12 protein-coding genes are annotated in these 16,443 nt (G+C 62.1%); 1 reads left to right on the forward strand and 11 read right to left on the reverse strand.

From position 1 onward, the window contains the following. Positions 1–5: 5 nt before the first annotated feature. The 8 genes from HX839_RS24355 to HX839_RS24390 all read right to left on the reverse strand — a co-directional run bounded on the left by HX839_RS24355 (position 6) and on the right by HX839_RS24390 (position 12,417). Positions 6–2,963 (reverse strand): autotransporter serine protease, encoded by a 2,958-nt coding sequence (locus HX839_RS24355; RefSeq protein ID WP_177067811.1) that lies wholly within the window; start codon positions 2,961–2,963, stop codon positions 6–8. A gap of 196 nt (positions 2,964–3,159) precedes the next feature. Further along, the gene (locus tag HX839_RS24360; RefSeq protein ID WP_003217106.1) at positions 3,160–4,497 is read right to left on the reverse strand and encodes a TolC family outer membrane protein; all 1,338 of its coding nucleotides are present in this window, start codon (positions 4,495–4,497) and stop codon (positions 3,160–3,162) included. A 2-nt stretch (positions 4,498–4,499) separates the two neighbouring features. Continuing rightward, on the reverse strand, positions 4,500–5,834 hold the full coding sequence (locus tag HX839_RS24365) for an HlyD family type I secretion periplasmic adaptor subunit (protein WP_177067812.1): 1,335 nt from the start codon (positions 5,832–5,834) through the stop codon (positions 4,500–4,502). Next, positions 5,831–7,582 carry a type I secretion system permease/ATPase gene (locus HX839_RS24370; protein ID WP_003217110.1) on the reverse strand — a complete coding sequence of 584 codons (1,752 nt, stop codon included), beginning with the start codon at positions 7,580–7,582 and terminating at the stop codon, positions 5,831–5,833. Before HX839_RS24370 ends, HX839_RS24365 begins: the two co-directional genes overlap by 4 nt. A 104-nt stretch (positions 7,583–7,686) precedes the next feature. Beyond that, positions 7,687–8,055, reverse strand: a complete 369-nt coding sequence (locus HX839_RS24375; protein WP_158213549.1) for an AprI/Inh family metalloprotease inhibitor — start codon at positions 8,053–8,055, stop codon at positions 7,687–7,689. Between the two features lie 74 nt (positions 8,056–8,129). Beyond that, the gene (locus HX839_RS24380) at positions 8,130–9,578 is read right to left on the reverse strand and encodes a serralysin family metalloprotease (RefSeq protein ID WP_003217113.1); all 1,449 of its coding nucleotides are present in this window, start codon (positions 9,576–9,578) and stop codon (positions 8,130–8,132) included. Positions 9,579–9,942: 364 nt separating this feature from the next. Next, positions 9,943–11,043 (reverse strand): P1 family peptidase, encoded by a 1,101-nt coding sequence (locus tag HX839_RS24385; protein WP_003217115.1) that lies wholly within the window; start codon positions 11,041–11,043, stop codon positions 9,943–9,945. A gap of 9 nt (positions 11,044–11,052) precedes the next feature. Continuing rightward, positions 11,053–12,417, reverse strand: a complete 1,365-nt coding sequence (locus tag HX839_RS24390; protein WP_177021716.1) for an APC family permease — start codon at positions 12,415–12,417, stop codon at positions 11,053–11,055. Positions 12,418–12,614: 197 nt separating this feature from the next. Between HX839_RS24390 and HX839_RS24395 the strand changes: the two genes are divergently transcribed. Then, the gene (locus tag HX839_RS24395) at positions 12,615–13,409 is read left to right on the forward strand and encodes a helix-turn-helix transcriptional regulator (protein ID WP_008433783.1); all 795 of its coding nucleotides are present in this window, start codon (positions 12,615–12,617) and stop codon (positions 13,407–13,409) included. A 104-nt stretch (positions 13,410–13,513) separates the two neighbouring features. On the opposite strand, the gene HX839_RS24400 is transcribed toward HX839_RS24395, so the two are convergent. From HX839_RS24400 to HX839_RS24410, 3 genes are read right to left on the reverse strand one after another with little or no spacing between them, the layout of a single operon-like run. Next, the gene (locus HX839_RS24400) at positions 13,514–14,593 is read right to left on the reverse strand and encodes a polyamine ABC transporter substrate-binding protein (protein ID WP_003217120.1); all 1,080 of its coding nucleotides are present in this window, start codon (positions 14,591–14,593) and stop codon (positions 13,514–13,516) included. A 60-nt stretch (positions 14,594–14,653) separates the two neighbouring features. Then, positions 14,654–14,995, reverse strand: a complete 342-nt coding sequence (locus HX839_RS24405) for a cupin domain-containing protein (RefSeq protein ID WP_003217122.1) — start codon at positions 14,993–14,995, stop codon at positions 14,654–14,656. 27 nt (positions 14,996–15,022) lie between these two features. Then, the gene (locus HX839_RS24410) at positions 15,023–16,429 is read right to left on the reverse strand and encodes an FAD-binding oxidoreductase (protein ID WP_177067813.1); all 1,407 of its coding nucleotides are present in this window, start codon (positions 16,427–16,429) and stop codon (positions 15,023–15,025) included. Positions 16,430–16,443 lie beyond the last annotated feature (14 nt).

The raw sequence follows: 16,443 nt of genomic DNA on the forward strand, positions 1-16,443 counted from the left end.
CTTGCTCAGAACTGCCAGTTCAGGCTCAACCCCACGCCCTGGATTTTTTCCCGGCCAGCCAATTGGCCGGTGTAGTCGAGGTTGACCCGTGTGCTTTTGCTCAACGCCAGGCTCGCCTGCACGCCCACCAATGCCGCGTCGCGCATCAACGGCGAGCTTTGCACCGCAAACGACGGCCCTCCGGCGACAAACGCCAGGTGCTCTTCGGATTCAACGGCACTCAGGCTGTGCTGCCAGCCCAGCGAGCCGGAAACGTCCAGTTGCTGGCGGTCGTTGAGAGGGAACGTTTTTGCCGCCCGCAGGCCCAGGGTGCTCAGCACTGCATCGCGGCTATCGCTGCCACGCTCCAGCGCGGCGGCGTCGCCTTTCTCGTGAAAGCGCTCGTTGTCCAGATGCACGTAAGCCAGGTTGGCGAACGGCTCCAGCGCCACCGAGGACACGTTCAAACGGTAGGCCGCTTCGGTAAATACCTGGGCACTGCGCGCATCCAGCTTGGTCTTCTGCTTGCCGCTGACTTCGCCGTACTGCAAGTCGCGTTTCACGTCGCCGCGATGCGAGCTGTAGGCACCGCCGACGCTCAAGCGCCAATTGCCCAGCTCATGCCCGGCGTAGGCGCCGAGGTGGTAGCTGTCGATGGACGCCGATGAATGCGTGCCGCTGCCCATGTTCAGCGAGCTGTCGCTGTAACCGGCCACGAGACCGGCACGGGTCTGCTCGTCCAGCGCGCCGTCGACACCGGCCAGCATGCCGCCCAGTGAGCTGGTGTAGCCTGCCGTGTCGCTGCGGCTGTCGGTCTTGCCCCAACTGCCGAGCGCCTTGACCCACACGTTGCTCTCACCGGTAACCGGCGTATGGCGCAGGCGCTCGCCCACGGCATCGCGTAGCTGGCGGCTGTCATTGATCAGCATTGTGCCGATGGCCGGGTAGATTTCTCCCGATAGCTGCTGGAAACCCGACTGCGCCGTGGCTGCCGAGTCTGACCGCAGGATGCTTTCGTACACCGGATTACCGGCGTCCAACTGCTCGGCGGCCGCCGCCACCGAACGCTGGTTACGAGTGGCACCGACACTGGCGAAACTCGCATCACTGCGGGCAATGCCCAGTTGCACACCGTTGGCGGCATAGTCGAGGGTACCGCCGAGGAACAGGTAGTTGGGCAACACGGCACCGAACTGGCCCTGGATCCCGCCAGCCGCCTGGAGGATGTTGTACTGGCGCCCCACCAGGCTTTCCGCCTGTTGCAGGCTGAGCAGGGTCGGGCTGTTTTCCAGGGCCAGGGTCACGGTGCCGCCGCCGAGGATTGCCTTGCCCGTGGCGACAATCCGGTCGCTGGTGGTGGGGGTGAGTTCGACCGCATAGGTGGAGCCGGCGGCGAGGTTTACATCCCCGGCCACCTGCAAGGTGCCCACGGAATTGCCCGGCGCCACGGTGCCGCCGCTATTGACCTGTAACGCCGCGATGCGACCGGAGCCGCCCAACGTGCCGCTGTCATTGACCGTCACCGCGGACGTCAGCGAGCCATTCACCGCCAACCGGCCGCCATTCACGGTAGTCGGGCCACGGTAGGTGTTGTCGCCCGCCAGGATCAGGCTGCCCGCACCGGATTTGGTCAGGCTGCCTTCGTAGATACGCTGGGCCGCGGCTGCAGCGCGGGCAGTGCCAACGGCATAGTCCGTCTGGTCCTGCTGACTCGCGCCGGCGCCCACGCCGTTCTCCCAGCCCTTGTCGCGCAGGGTTTGCTGCCAGGCCAGGGTTTCGGCGCTGTCTTCGGCCTGACGCTGGATCAGCGCCTTGTCGGAGATCGCATTGCTCCACACATCGCCCTGCCCGGCCGCCAACGTGACATTCATCGGCCCGAGCAATTGCCCGGGCCCGTGCATTGCTCGGCCAAGGTCCGGCACGCCCCAGCCCACCTGGGTGGTCGGTGCATCGGTGACCGCGCCATTGAGCTGGGTGGCCGTGGTCAACAGCACCTGCAAGGCCTGTTCGTTGTTCAGGTATGGATAGCGTTCCATCACCAGCGCCAGTGCGCCGGTGGCATGGGGCGCCGACATCGAGGTGCCGGATTTCACCCCATAACCGCCATCGGGAATGGTGCTGTTGATCAACGCCCCGGGGGTGGAAATGCACCAGTACTTGGCGATGCCGCACTGGTTGTATTTCTGGTTGTTCGCCTTGTCCAGGCCCGATACCGCCAGCCAGTGGCCTTCCAGCTCCGGCTGGAAATAAGGCAAGGCCGAACGCACGCTGGCGTTGGCGTAGCCGCTGTTGCCAGCACTGAACACGTTGATCACCCCGGCCTTGGCCACCTCCGCAGCGGCATCCAGCCAGGTGTTCTGGTTGTAGTGCTGGGCATAGGCAGCGTGCAGGTCGCCAATGGTCTGGTAGCTGACATCCTTGGGTTGGCTGCCCCAACTGTTATTGATCGCGCGCACGCCGGAATCCACCAGCGCGCTGTACACTGCCTTGAAGTACTTGGGGTCTGGCGTGGGGCCGAACAGGAAGCTGTCGCTGGCGTTGGTGTTGCCGACGTAGATCTGCGCGTTGTACGCCACGCCGTGCATGCCCACGCCATCGCGGGCCGCGCCCATGGTGCCGGTGACGTGGGTGCCGTGGGCGTCATTGTTTGGGTTGAGCGCGCCGGTGGTCGTGAAGGGGCTGCCATCGACATAGGTGCCACTGGCGGTGACCGCGTGATAGCGGTCTTTTGAGGCTTCGGGATGGTTGGGGTCGAAACCCGAGTCCAGGGCGCCGATCTTCACGCCACTGCCGGTGATGCCGCTCGCATAGGCCTCGTTGGCTTTCATCCGCTCCAGGCCCCAGTCGCTCTGGAACTCGGCGGTGCGCCAACTGCCGGGGTCGCCGACTTTTCCGGCTTCGATGTACTGCCCGTGGGCCGCCACTGACAGCAGCAGCAAGGAGCCTGCGGTGAGAGGTTTGAAGCGAGGTGAACCAGTGATCATGAAGAGTCCCTTTTCTTATTGTTGAGATACCTGTGGCGAGGGAGCTTGCTCCCGCTGGAGTGCGCAGCGCTCCCAAGATCTTGGGGCCGCTACGTAGCCCAGCGGGAGCAAGCTCCCTCGCCACAACAAGCGCCCTTGCCAAAACAAGCGCCCATGCCACCAAGCTCCCTTGCACCAAGTACCACTCGTCCAGGCATCAGCGGCTCTCAGGACCAAACGCCTCGTCCACCTTGGCCAGGTCGGTGTCACGCAAGTTGCCCGCGTAGTAATGCAATTTGGTCCAGGCCATCAGGTAGTCGTACCGTGCCTGGGCCAGGTCGCGACGGGTGCTGTACAGCTGCTGCTCGGCGTTCAGCGCATCGAGGTTGACCCGCTCGCCGCCGAGGATGCTTTGCTTGGTCGAGACCACCAGCGCTTCAGCCGAAGTCAGCGCCTTTTGATACGCCCGCAACTTGCTGACGCCCGACAGGCAAGCACTGAACTGGCGTCGCAGTTCGATCAGGGTTTCGCGAGTCTTGCCTTCCAGTTCGTACTCGGCCTGCTCCATGGCGCGGCTGGCCTGGCGGGTGGAAGCCGAGACGCCGCCACCGGCATACAACGGCATGCTGACTTCGATGCCGATGGTGTTGGTGTCGTAGCGCTGGTTGTAGGTGTTGCCGCTGTCGGATTCCTGCTGGCGCGAGCTGGCATACGCCGTGATGCGTGGCAGGTGCCCCGAACGGTTGCGCTCCACTTCATAACGCGCCACTTCCACGGACTGGCGTTGCGAGGCCAGGTTGGGGTTGTTGGTCAGCGCCAGTTCGTGCCAGGTGTCGTAATTGGCCGGGGTCAGGGTGAAGGCGGCAAACCCCGGGTTCAGCGGCGCCAGGTCGTTGATATTGACGCTCTGCACGCCAATCAGCGCCCCGAGTTCGCGCAGCGAGGCGTCCTGTTCATCCAGCGCCTGGATTTCCTCGGCAGTCGCCAGCTCATAACGCGACTCGGCTTCCAGGATGTCGGTGCGGGTGCCCTCACCCTGCTGGAACAGATGCTGGTTCTGCTGGAACTGCTGCTCGTAGGCCTTTTTCTTGGCGCGGGCAATGTCGATCTGGTCCTGGGCAAACAACGCCTGGGTGTAATAGGTCAGCACCCGCACCAGCAGCGCCTGGCTCTTGTCGCGGAAACTCTCGTCGGCAAACAGTGCCTGGGCCACGCCCTTGCGGTAGTTGGCATAGGCTTCGTAGTCGAACAGCGGCTGTTGCAGGGTGAACGTGGAGCCATAGCTGTTGTAGTTGCGGTCATCGTGATAATTGCCGCCGCGCCCGTCGGGCAAGGTGGCCTGGGAGTTGTTGCGGCCCTTGTTGTAGTTGTACGAGAGCTTGGGCAGCAGGCCGGCGCGGCCGATGGTGCGGTTTTCCAGGCCGGCGTCGCGCTCCTTGATGGCACCAAGGAATACCGGGTCGTTGCGCAGGGCCTGTTCGTAGACATCGAACGGGCCCATGGCGGCCTGGGCGCTGCCGCAGGCGAGCAGCAAGGCGATGAACATCGGCTTCATGCTCATTCCTCGGTCAACGCCGAGCCGGCGCGGTCCAGCAGCGGCTTGAACAGGTAATTGAGCAAGGAGCGCTCGCCGGTGCGGATGAACATCTCGGCGGGCATCCCCGGCTTGATCACCAGGCCATGGAGTTTCTCCAGGGCGCTGCTGCTGACGGTGGTGCGCAGCACGTAGTAAGGCATGCCGGTTTTTTCGTCGAGCATCTGGTCGGCGGAGATCAGGCTCACCTCCCCCGGCACCCGCGGCGTGCGGCTCTGATTGAAGGCGGTGAAGAGAATGTCCACCGGCAAGTGCGCACCGACCTTGTCCACCAGGTGCACCGGCAGGCGCCCTTCGACTTCCAGGCGGGTGTCCTGGGGCACGATTTCCAGCAGGGTTTCACCGGCACGCACCACGGCGCCTTCGGTGTGCACGCCCAGGTTGACCGCGATGCCATCGGCGGGCGCGTTGATCTCGCTGTGCTGCAGGTCGAAACCGGCGGAGGTCAGTTGTTGTTCCAGGGTCAGGCTGCGCAGCTGCGCGTCGGCCAGTTGGCTGCGCACTTCCTTCTGGTACTCCTCGCTGTGCTGCTGCAACTTGAGGCGCGACTCGAGGATGCCCTGCTCCACCCGCCCGCTTTCGCCGGTGTTCTGCGCCAGGTCCTGTTGCACCTGGGACAGTTGCCGCTGGTATTCCATCAGCCGGTTGCGCGGGATGTAGCCGTTGTCGGCCAGGGGTTGCAGGTTGTTCAACTGGTCTCGCAGGGATTGCGCCTGGGCGGTCAGGTCACTGCGGGCGCGGCGCATGCCGTTCAGTTGCGCCATAGCGCCTTCGATACTGGCGCGAATCCCGGCCTGTTCCCGGGCAAAGGCTTCGCGGCGGCTGCTGAACAGTTGACGCTGGCCTTCGAGGACCAGTGCCAGGGCTTGGTCCGGGTTGCCGCTCAATTGCGCCGGAAAGGTGATCGTCGACTGGTTATCCCGCTCGCTCTGCCACCGTGCCACGCTGGCCCACGCCATGCGGTACTGGGCTTGCAGCGAGTGCACGTCGGCCTGGTTCTGCGTCTGGTCGAGACGGAACAGCGGCTGGCCCTGCTTCACCGCCTCGCCCTCACGCACCAGGATCCGGCTGACCACGCCGGGGCTCAGGGTTTGCACCGCCTTGCGCTTGCCCGATACCACCACCGTGCCTTGTACCGGGATCCCCTGGTCCAGCGGCGCCAGACTGGCCCAGAGGAAAAACCCGCCGGCGCCGACCACCGTCAGCAGCCAGCCCATGCGGGCGAAGAAACGCGCGTCGTGCTCGGGGTGGGTCTGTTCGTAATCGCGGTTGATTTGAATGCTGCTGTCGCTGCTCATGCGCCTGGATTCCTTCCGGCTTGATACTGACGGCTGAGGCTGACCCCGGCCTTTTCTCGTGGTGCTTCCTGCTGGCCGGACAGTGCGCGCAGCACGTCCTGGCTCGGACCAAATGCCTGCAAACGACCTTCGTTCAGCACCAGCAGCTTGTCGGCCTGGGCCAACGCCGAGGAACGGTGAGTCACCAGCACCACCGTGCTGCCCTGGGCTTTCATCTGCATGATCGCGCTGGCCAGGGCGGCTTCACCCACGGTGTCGAGGTTGGAGTTGGGCTCGTCGAGCACGATCAGGCGTGGCCCGCCGTACAGCGCGCGGGCCAGGGCGACCCGTTGTTTCTGTCCACCGGACAGGCCGCTGCCCTCGTCACCGAGCACGGTGTCGTAGCCGTGGGGCAAGCGCAGGATCAATTCGTGCACGCCTGCCTGTTGGGCGGCCTGCACCACCAAATCCGGGTCGGCTTCGCGAAAGCGCGCGATGTTGTCGGCGATGCTGCCGCTGAACAGTTCGATGTCCTGGGGCAGATAACCGATATGCGGTCCGAGGTCGTCGCGGTCCCAGCGATGAATGTCGGCTCCGTCCAGGCGCACGGTGCCTGCCAGGGTTGGCCATACGCCCACGAGCACGCGGGCCAGGGTTGATTTGCCGGAGCCGGAAGCACCCAGCACGCCGAGCACTTCGCCCGCAGTCAGGTTGAAGCTGACTTGATGCAAGGTCGGCACACGTCGCCCCGGCGGGCCTGCGCTGACTTGCTCGAAACTCACATTGCCCTTGGGCGCCGGCAAGGCCATCTGCTCGCCCTGGGGCGGAAACTCGCGCATCAGGTTGTCCAGGCGCTGGTAGGCCAGCTTGGCCGAACTCCATTGCTTCCACACGGCAATCAACTGGTCGATGGGGCTCAACACCCGGCCCATCAAAATGGAGCCTGCGATCATCATCCCGGCGGTCATGTCGCCCTTGATCACCAATAGCGCACCCAGGCCCAGCACCAACGATTGCAGGCACAGGCGCAGGGATTTACTCAGGGAACTGATGATCGAGCCGGTGTCGCTGGCCTTGTTCTGCAGGCCCAGGAACTGCGAATGCACCTTGAACCAGCGCTTGCGCAATGCACCCAGCATGCCCATGGCCTGGATGGTTTCGGCGTTGTGCAGGTGGCTGGTGGCCAATTGGGTGGATTGCTGGGAATAACCGCTGGCTTCACCCAGAGGCTTTTTGGTCAGGTATTCGTTAAGGCACGCCAGGGCTATCAGCAGCACGGCACCGGCACTGGCCAGCACCCCAAGCCATACGTTGAACAGGAAAATCACGAACAGATAGATCGGAAACCACGGCGCGTCAAAAAACGCGAACAGCGCAGGCCCGGTGATGAATTGGCGGATGTGGGTCAGGTCCCCCAGGGATTGCCCGCCATGGCCTTCGCCCCGTTGCAGGTTGCGCTCGAAAGCGGCCTTGTAGACCCGCAGGTTGAAACGCCGCTCCAGCTGGCTGCCGATGCGAATCACGATAAAGCTGCGGATCACCTCCAGCACACCGATAAAGGCGAAGAACCCCACCACCATCAGCGTCAGCATCACCAGGGTGGTTTCGTTCTGTGAAGACAGCACGCGGTCGTAGACTTGCAACATATAAATCGACGGCACCAACATCAATACGTTAATCAATGCCGTGAAACAGCCAATACTGATCAGAATACTTTTGTAGTCGCCGAGTGCCTTGAACAGTGGTGCAACGGGAGTGGTCTTCGCCATGTTGCCTGATCTTCCCTGAGCCGAATGACGCGCAATAGTTTACCGAGCGCCCCAATAAGGGGCGGGCAAACATTAAAATCGGGTTATATCGTTATAACGAACTATTACGGTGCACGTTGCAATATCAATACCGCGCCGGTTTTTGCGCGACCTTCATATTCGCCTTCTTTCTGGCGATTCAAATGGGTTATGCCGGTGCCTTCGGCATTCATCAGCCAAATACCATCGGGAGTAGGCGTCCAACTAACGGGGGCTTCCCCCAGCCATTGTCCGGCGCACTCCACATCGCCCCCTAACGCGTTAGCCTGCTCAATCAAGTCCAGTGCGCACACCTGCTCTTGCTGGTGCAGCGCCCAATGCCCGGCCAACTGCGCGGAAGTAGGTAAAACCAGACTGCTTGCCATTGCTGTGGCTCCTGCCGACATAAGCAACACCTGGAAACTCCAGGCCACGGTACTGCGAAATAGCGTCATCACCTTCGCCCGTTCATGGGGTGGATGCAAGGGCAGAGGGCGGCGCGTGTGCGCCACCCTCCTTTACGCGTGTATCAGGCCACGATGTCGCTGACGGCTGCCTGGCCAACGGTGGTGACGAGGAAATCCGCCACGCCGTGCCCGGAGAAGTCCACGGCCAATGTGCCCAGGTTGGTACCCGAAGCGTAGGACAGCACCGCGTCGCCGGCATGACCGGTAAACGCGTTGACGAAGGTCAGGCCTGCACCTTTGGTGATGCCGGTGAGGTCGATCTTGTCGGAACCCGAGGTGAAGTCGAAGATCTTGTCCGCCGCACCCGGCTTGGAGTCGGAGCTGGCGCCGAACACGAAGGTGTCGTTGCCTGAGCCGCCCCACAGCTGGTCTGCACCGCCGCCGCCGAAGATGATGTCGTTGCCGGCACCGCCCTTGAGGACGTTGGCGGCTGCGTTACCGATCAGCAGGTCGTTGCCCGAACCGCCGATGGCGTTCTCCACGGTCACACCCTTGGCGATGGAAACGTTGCCCACCAGGCCGCCAACGTCGGAGAACGAGGTTTCATTGAGGTTGATCTTCTGGTTCTGGGTAAAACCGGAGAAGTCCAGGGTGTCGTTGCCGCCACCGTCCCACACCGAGAACACCAGCTTGTCGGCCGATGAAGTGGCGCTGAGGAAATCACGCCCGGTGTTGGAGTTGAAGCCATAGGTGGTGTCACCGGCACGGGTGTTGTAGTTGGCGCCGTAGAGCTTCTGGATCGCGGCGATGTCGTCGATCAGCGGGCCGGACGAGTAGGCTTCTACCCCGCCTTTGCTGAAGTTCTGGTTGGTGTTGCTCTCGCTCCAGTAACTCATGACGCTGTAGCCACGCGTGTCCTGTCCATAGTCCGCGTCTTTGTACGAAGGGTTGCCGGTCCCGGCGTTGTAGTCGCCAGGGTGGTCCAGGCCCAGGGTGTGGCCGATTTCGTGGGTCAGGGTCTGCCGGCCATAGTTGTTCAGGTCCGGGGTCTTGTTCGGCGTGTAACTGTTGTTCGTCAGGTACCAGGAAGTGCCGTCAAGGCCGCTTTCGTTGTACTTGGCGTTGGTGCCTGGCAGGTAGGCAAAGGCCGCTGCGCCGTCCTGGCCGCCGCTGTAGTTGCCGAAGGTCATGTGGAAGTCACCGCCCGAGGCTTTCTCGGTGAAGGTGACATTGGCCACATCGGCCCAGGATTGCATGGCCAGTACGGCCTGTGCTTTCTGCTGGGTGTTGAACTGGCTGAACCCGGTGATCCCATGCTTGTTCATGGTCGCGTTCGAAGCCGAAGTCAGGAAGGTGTAGGTGAGATCGATCTTGCCGTTGCCATCCACGTCCCGGTACGCGGCGTTCTCACGCAGCAGGTGGTCGGCGGCCTGGTCAACGGTGAACGAGGGTTTGCCATTGACCGTGAGGTTGCCACCGCGGTCGTATTGATGGCTAAAGCTATCGATCTGGGTGTAAGCGGTACTTGCTTGAGCCGCCGACACAATAGCTTTGTCTTTTACTTTTGACATAAACGTACTTCCTTGTTTGCAAGTGGAACAGTTTTTGTCCGACCGGACCCACTCTGGCGAGTAAGTCCGATCACTCGCCCCTTTTGAAGGCGAAAGAAAACTGACACAACCTGAAATCATTCGTCCAGCGGTTTTTATCCAAGGATAAAGTTGGGCCGGTGAACAAAACCTGCAAACACTGGTAAATAGCGCGTTATTAAAATCCAGCTATTTAAATATTAAATACTCCTAAAGACATTTAGCCACGAATGGATCCAAAGTATTGACTGAGGTGCACTAAGAAAGTGTCACCGTGTCATTGTTAGTATTGATTGGCCACTATTTAAGTGTTTGTCCCGTATTACCGGGACAAGACTTAGTTTACTTACTGGCCGCGCCAGCCGGTTTGGCGCAATGCCTGCAGGAGCGTGTGGGCATCCAGCGCGGGCACCCGCACACCCTGGTCGGTGGTCATGTCTTCGCCGGCCACTATGGCATTAATGATCGCCTCTTCCACGGCCTCCGCCGCCGCGCTGAACAGCGGTGAAATGTGGTCGTTATTGACCATTTGCAGGGCTGTGCTGAGGGGCGAGCCCTTGCGCCCGTAGTCGGCCACCGGCAAATCCTGATTGCCGGTGGCGAACGCCAGGAACAGGTCCCCGCTGGAGTCCTCGGTACCGCCACCCGTGCGCGCGATCCCGATGGACGCGCGTTGTGCCAGGCGCTGGCATTGATGGGGCAGCAACGGCGCATCGGTGGCGATGATCACCACGATGGAGCCCATGCCGGGTGTGCCGCGATCGGCAAAGGGTGACGGGATGTCCATCAATTGCCGGCCTACCGGGTAACCATCCACGCGCAGTTCCTGGCGCTTGCCATGGTTGGCCTGCACCAGCACACCGACGGTCCATCCACCCTGCTCCGCCGGCAAGCGCCGTGACGCGGTACCGATGCCCCCCTTGAACTCATGGCAGATCATCCCGGTGCCGCCGCCCACGGCGCCCTCCGCCACCGGCCCGGATTCGGCGTTGGCCAGCGCCTCGCGCACATGCTCCGGGCCGACGTGCTGGCCCCAGATATCGTTGAGCAAGCCGTCGTAGGTTTCCATCACCACCGGCATGCACCAGTACACGGCGGGGTCTTCGAGGCTTTCGCGCTCCAGGGCGATCAGCGTGTCGCGCACAATCCCGATGCTGTGGGTGTTGGTGATCGCCAGCGGCGTGGTCAGCAACCCCGATTCGCTGATCCACTCAAGGCCCGTGGCGTCGCCATTGCCGTTGAGCACGTGGTAGCCGGCAAAACACGGCTGATACCGCGCGGCACCGGCCCGGGGCTGGATCGCCGTCACGCCGGTACGTACCTGTTTGCCGTCGATGCGGGTCTTGATCGTACTGTGGCCGACCCGAACCCCTGGAACGTCGGTGATGGCATTCAACTCACCGGGCGTACCCAGTCCCAAGGTGATGCCCAATTGACGTGCACGCATAACCACTCCTTACAATTTCTGAAACGCCGGACTCAACCGGCCACTGATGCAATACAGGATCACCGACAGTGCCAACAGGCCGATGATAATCATGATGTCGCGAACCGAGGCGGCAATCGCCAGGGTCACCAACAGGTAGCCGGCGCCCAGCACCGCCAGCAAGGCCGGCACCGGCCACAACGGCATGCGATACGGGTGCTCGCGGTCACGCAGCAACACCCGGCTCATCAACGCGCTCAACGCCACGATCAGGTACACCAGCATGATCAGCAGCACGCTGAAAGACGTCAGGTCCGCCAGGTTGGAGCTGAAGCTGAGCAATGCCGAAGGGACCGCCAGGAACAGCGTAGCCAACCACGGGGAATCCCAGCGTGGATGAATCCGGGTGAAGAGTTTGTTGATGGTGGGTGTCCACAGCGCATCGCGGCCGCTGCTGAACACCACCCGGCCAATCTGGATGACGATGGCGACGATGGCGTTGAATACCGACAGGAAGATCCCGGCGCTGACCAGCCGCGACAGGGTTTCGTTACCGTGGCTGGTCAGCAGGTAGCCGATCGGGTCGGGGCTGCTGATCATCGCGCTGAGGGATGGCGCACCGATCAGCAAGGCGGTGATCGGCACCAGCTCGATGACCACCACCAGGCCCAGGGACCACAACACCGCCTTGTGCACGCCCTTGCCGCCGCATTTCATGTCTTCGGCCAGCAAGACGGCGGGACCGTAGCCATTGAACGAGAACAGGCCGATGCCCACCGCGCCGATGACCAGCGCCCAGGGCGCCAGGTGCAGCACGCCGTTCTCGACGATTTGCGGTTGCAACAGCACGCTGACCGGCTGCACCGGGTTGCCGAAGCCGATAAACACGATCACCAGCAACGCCGCCACTTCCAGCAGCAGGCAGGTGCCGGTGATCCAGGCATTCAGCTTGATATTGAGGATACCCAGGGCGTAGCTGCACACCACAATCACCAGGGCCACGGTTTGCGAATCGAATTGGGTGCCGAGGGCGTTATTCAGGTAAGTCGCCGCCCCGGTGGCCAGTACCGGCGGGATAAACAGCAGCATCACCAGTACCGTGAGGAACGTCGCGTAGCCGGCCATGCCGCCGAACACCCGCTTGGCATACACGTATTCGCCGCCGGCGCTGTTGTGGGCACGCCCGAGTTCGGCGTAGCAAAAGGCGAACATCAGCGCGAGCAAGGCGGCCATCACAAAGGCCAGGAACACCCCGCTGCCGGCCTGCTGGATGGCAAACGGCGCAATCACGAACACTGAACTGGCCGGGGTGACCGCCGAGACGGTGATGGCCACTACATCGAATACGCTCAGGGTGGGTTTCAGCACGCCGTCGGGCGTGGAAGGAGCACTCATATCGTTATCCTCTTGATTGTTCTTGGTTTGAGGCAGAAACGAAAAGGTGAAGCGGCGCAGGGTATGTTCCCCACTGACTGACGGCCAACTTAAACACTCTGTGTAGATCGGCCAATTCCCCTATTGGAGTACTCCCCTTGACGCCGCCGGGCAAAAGTCGAACCCTTGCGGCCTGAATCCTTAGCGTGGAGCTGCACATGAGCCTGTTCAGGGAAGTCGGCATGCACGCGGGCCTGGGGCGTACCGTCGCACAGATCGGCACCGGGCGTTTCTGGAAGCAACTGGTGCTGTTGCTGCACCAATGCCTGCCCTTCGACAATGCCCTGGCGATCTTCTACCCCGCCGATGGCCCGCCCGAAGCGCTGGAAGAATACGACGCACAACCGAGCAGCAAACCGGCGTCGATGCTGGTTTATCTGAATGGCTTGTACCTGTTGGACCCGTTTTTCCAGGCGTGTCGCGAGGGGTATGCCAGTGGCGTGTACCGCCTTGAGGAAGTGGCGCCGGATCATTTTCGCCAGAGTGAATACTTCCTCAATTACTTCCACGACAACGTGCTGGAAGACGAGGTGCAATTCATCCTGCAATTGCCGGGTGCGGGGACGTTATCGCTGTCGTTGGGAATGCAGCGGTTGTTTACCGGCGAGGAAACGGGGTTGATGACCATGCTCGCGGCCTGGGTGTTGCCGTTGATGCAGCAGCATTGGCAGCAAAGCACCCAGCGAGTGGCCGCGCCGGCGGAAATGGCCAGCCAGATACGGGACGCGTTGAGTCATTTCGGCTGTGGCGTGTTGTCGGAACGGGAGCTGGAAATAGCGCGATTGGTGTTGCGCGGGTTTTCGTCAAAAGCCATGGCCGAACGGCTGAATATCTCGCCGGATACGGTCAAGGTTCACCGCCGGCACCTGTATGCCAAGCTGGATATCTCGTCGCAGCCGGAGCTGTTTTCGTTGTTTATCCAGTCGTTGGGGCATGACTTGGAGAATCCTTGATTCCGCGGCGTGGGAACGCCGCTCTGGACGCTCCGCATGCGCTTTTGAAGTCGTGACGCGGAGCGTCACAGGATGCATTCCCACGCGGAGCGTGGGAACGATCATCAACGCCCGGTACGAATGGTGTTCCACACCCGCGTACGAATCCGGTCGATGTTCAGTGGCATTGCTTCCAGTGCGAACAACTTGCCCATCATTTCCGGACTTGGGTACACCTTGGTGTCGCTCTTGATTGCCGGGTCCACCAGGCTGTCCGCCGCGGCATTGCCGTTGGCGTAGTGCACGTAGTTGGTGATGCTGGCCATCACTTCCGGGCGTAGCAGGTAGTTCATGAAGGCATAGCCGGCTTTTTCATCCGGGGCATCGGCGGGCATGGCGACCATGTCGAACCAGATCGCGGCGCCTTCCTTGGGAATGTTGTAGCCGATATTCACGCCATTCTTGGCTTCCTTGGCGCGGCTTTCGGCCTGGAGGATGTCGCCGGAGAAGCCGACGGCCACGCAGATGTCGCCGTTGGCCAGGTCGGCGGTGTATTTCGAGGAGTGGAAATACGCCACGTACGGCCGCACTTTCATCAGCAGGTCCTCGGCCTTTTTGTAGTCTTCCGCCTTTTTGCTGTGGTGCGGCAGGCCCAGGTAGTTGAGCGCCGCCGGCAGCAGCTCCGGGCCGTTGTCGAGGATGGCGACGCCACACTTCTGCAGTTTTTGCATGTTCTCGGGCTTGAAGATCAGGTCCCAGGAATCCACTGGGGCGTTGTCGCCGAGTACCGCCTTGACCTTGTCGATGTTGTAGCCGATACCGGTGCTGCCCCACAGGTACGGAAAGCCGTGGGCATTGCCCGGGTCGTTGTTTTCCAGGGCCTTGAGCAGCACCGGGTTGAGGTTCTTCCAGTTGGGCAACTGGCTCTTGTCGAGTTTCTTCAGCGCCCCGCCCTGGATCTGCCGGGCCATGAAGTGGTTGGAGGGGAACACCACGTCATAGCCGGATTTGCCGGTCATCAACTTGCCGTCGAGGGTTTCGTTGCTGTCGTACACGTCGTAGGTGAAACCGATGCCGGTTTCTTTCTGGAAGTTCCTGGTGGTGTCGGGGGCGATATAGTCCGACCAGTTGTAGATCTTCACCGTCTCGGCGGCTTGGCTGAGGGTGGCGACGAATACCAGCGGCAACAGGGCAATGGGTCTCATGGTTCGATTTCCTGGCGGTTTTAGGGCTGTTTTTATGGCAGGCGATCAAAGATCAAAGAATCAGAGGATCAGTACATAGGTCTTGCGCACGGTTTCCTGGATGTCCCAGATACCGGTGCTGTTGGCCGGCAACATCAGTGCGTCGCCGGCTTCTATGTGGAGCATTTCCCCGTTGTCGGGGGTGAAGGTGCACCGTCCCTGGATAAAGTGGCAAAACTCCTGGGCTTTGATCTGCCGGCGCCAGCGCCCGGGCGTGCATTCCCAGATGCCGGTTTCGACGCCGTCGCTACGTTCCACGCTCAAGGTCGAGGCCACCGCGACCGGTGTGCCCAGCGGCACGGCGACGGGCGAGGAATCCGGCAAATGGGCGCTGAGTGTGTCTTTGAACTGGGTAATGCTCATGTTCATACCTGTGGTGATTGAAACGACTTAGTGCATGAAACCTTCCATGAACCCGGCAACCCCGCTGGCCAGTTTGCGGCGCCACGGGGCGGTATTGGGGTTGGCCAACACCTGGTCCTCATGCACAAAACTGCGGATGATCGCGTTGTAGCCCAGCCAGCGGCAGGGTTCCGGTTCCCAGGCCTTGAGCCCGTCCAGCCGGCCCGGCTGAATCACCCATGGCTGGAGAACCAACGGCGTATCGAGTCCCAGGATCAAGTCCGCCAGGGTGCGGCCACCGAGGTTGCTGGCGCCTACACCCTCGCCGCCGTAACCACCGGCCAGGGCGATGCCTGCCGCGTGATCGCAGAGCATGTGCGGCTTGAAGCGCCGGGACATGCCCAGGTTGCCGCCCCAGGCGTGGGTGATCCGGACTTTCTTGAGCTGCGGGAACAGTTCGCCGAACAGGTAGCGACGCAGTTCGACTTCGCTGTCGGTGAGCTCGAAGTTGTGCCGCAACTTGCCGGCAAACTGATAACCCCCGCGAGCGCCGAACACCAGGCGGTTGTCCGCCGAACGCTGGCCGTAAGTCACTTGCCGGCTGCTCTCGCCGAACGCCTGGCCACGATTCAGGCCGATCTCGTCCCAAGTGCTGGCCGGCAACGGCTCGGTGGCAACGATCAGGCTTTGCACCGGCAACTGATAGCGCCCCAGCGGAGCCAGCGTGGTGGCATACCCTTCCACTGCCGGCACCACCCAGGAGGCGCGCACCGAAGCTTTGTCCGTGCGCAGGCTGCCGGACTGCCAATGAGTGACGGGACTGTTTTCGTAGATCTTGACGCCCATCCGCTCCACCAACCGCGCCAGGCCGCGCACCAGCTTGGCCGGGTGAATCGTGGCAACGTGGGGTGCATAGATGCCGCCATAAGACTTGGCGATACGGATCTGCTCGGCCAGTTGTTGCGGGCCAAGCCAACGGTAATCGTCGTCGGTCAGGCCCTGGCTGTGAAGTTTGGCCAGGTACGCACGCAGGGTGGCTTCCTGTTCGGGGTAGCGCGCGGCGCAATACAGCACACCACCCTTGCGGTAGTCGCAGTCAATGCCTTCGCGCTCGATCACTTGCGCGACTTCGTCGGGGATGGCGTGCAGCAGGTCGAACGAGGCCCGGCGCTGTTCCGGGGTCAGGCCGGCCAACAGGCGGTCCTCTCCCAGCAGGTTGCCCATCAGCCAGCCGCCGTTACGGCCCGAGGCACCGAACCCGGCGGTTTGCGCCTCGATGATTGCGATTTTCAGCTCGGGCGCCTGGCGCTTCAGGTAATACGCGGTCCAGAGCCCGGTGTAGCCGGCGCCGATGATGGCCACGTTGACGTCCAGGTCCTGCTCCAGGGACGCGCGTGCCAGCAGCGGCTCGTCCAGCTGGTCCATCCATAAACTGATATTGCGCCATGCAGGCATGCCAAGCTCCACCA

The sequence above is a fragment of the Pseudomonas sp. I8001 genome (genome assembly GCF_013385345.1).
Taxonomy (GTDB): Bacteria; Pseudomonadota; Gammaproteobacteria; order Pseudomonadales; family Pseudomonadaceae; genus Aquipseudomonas.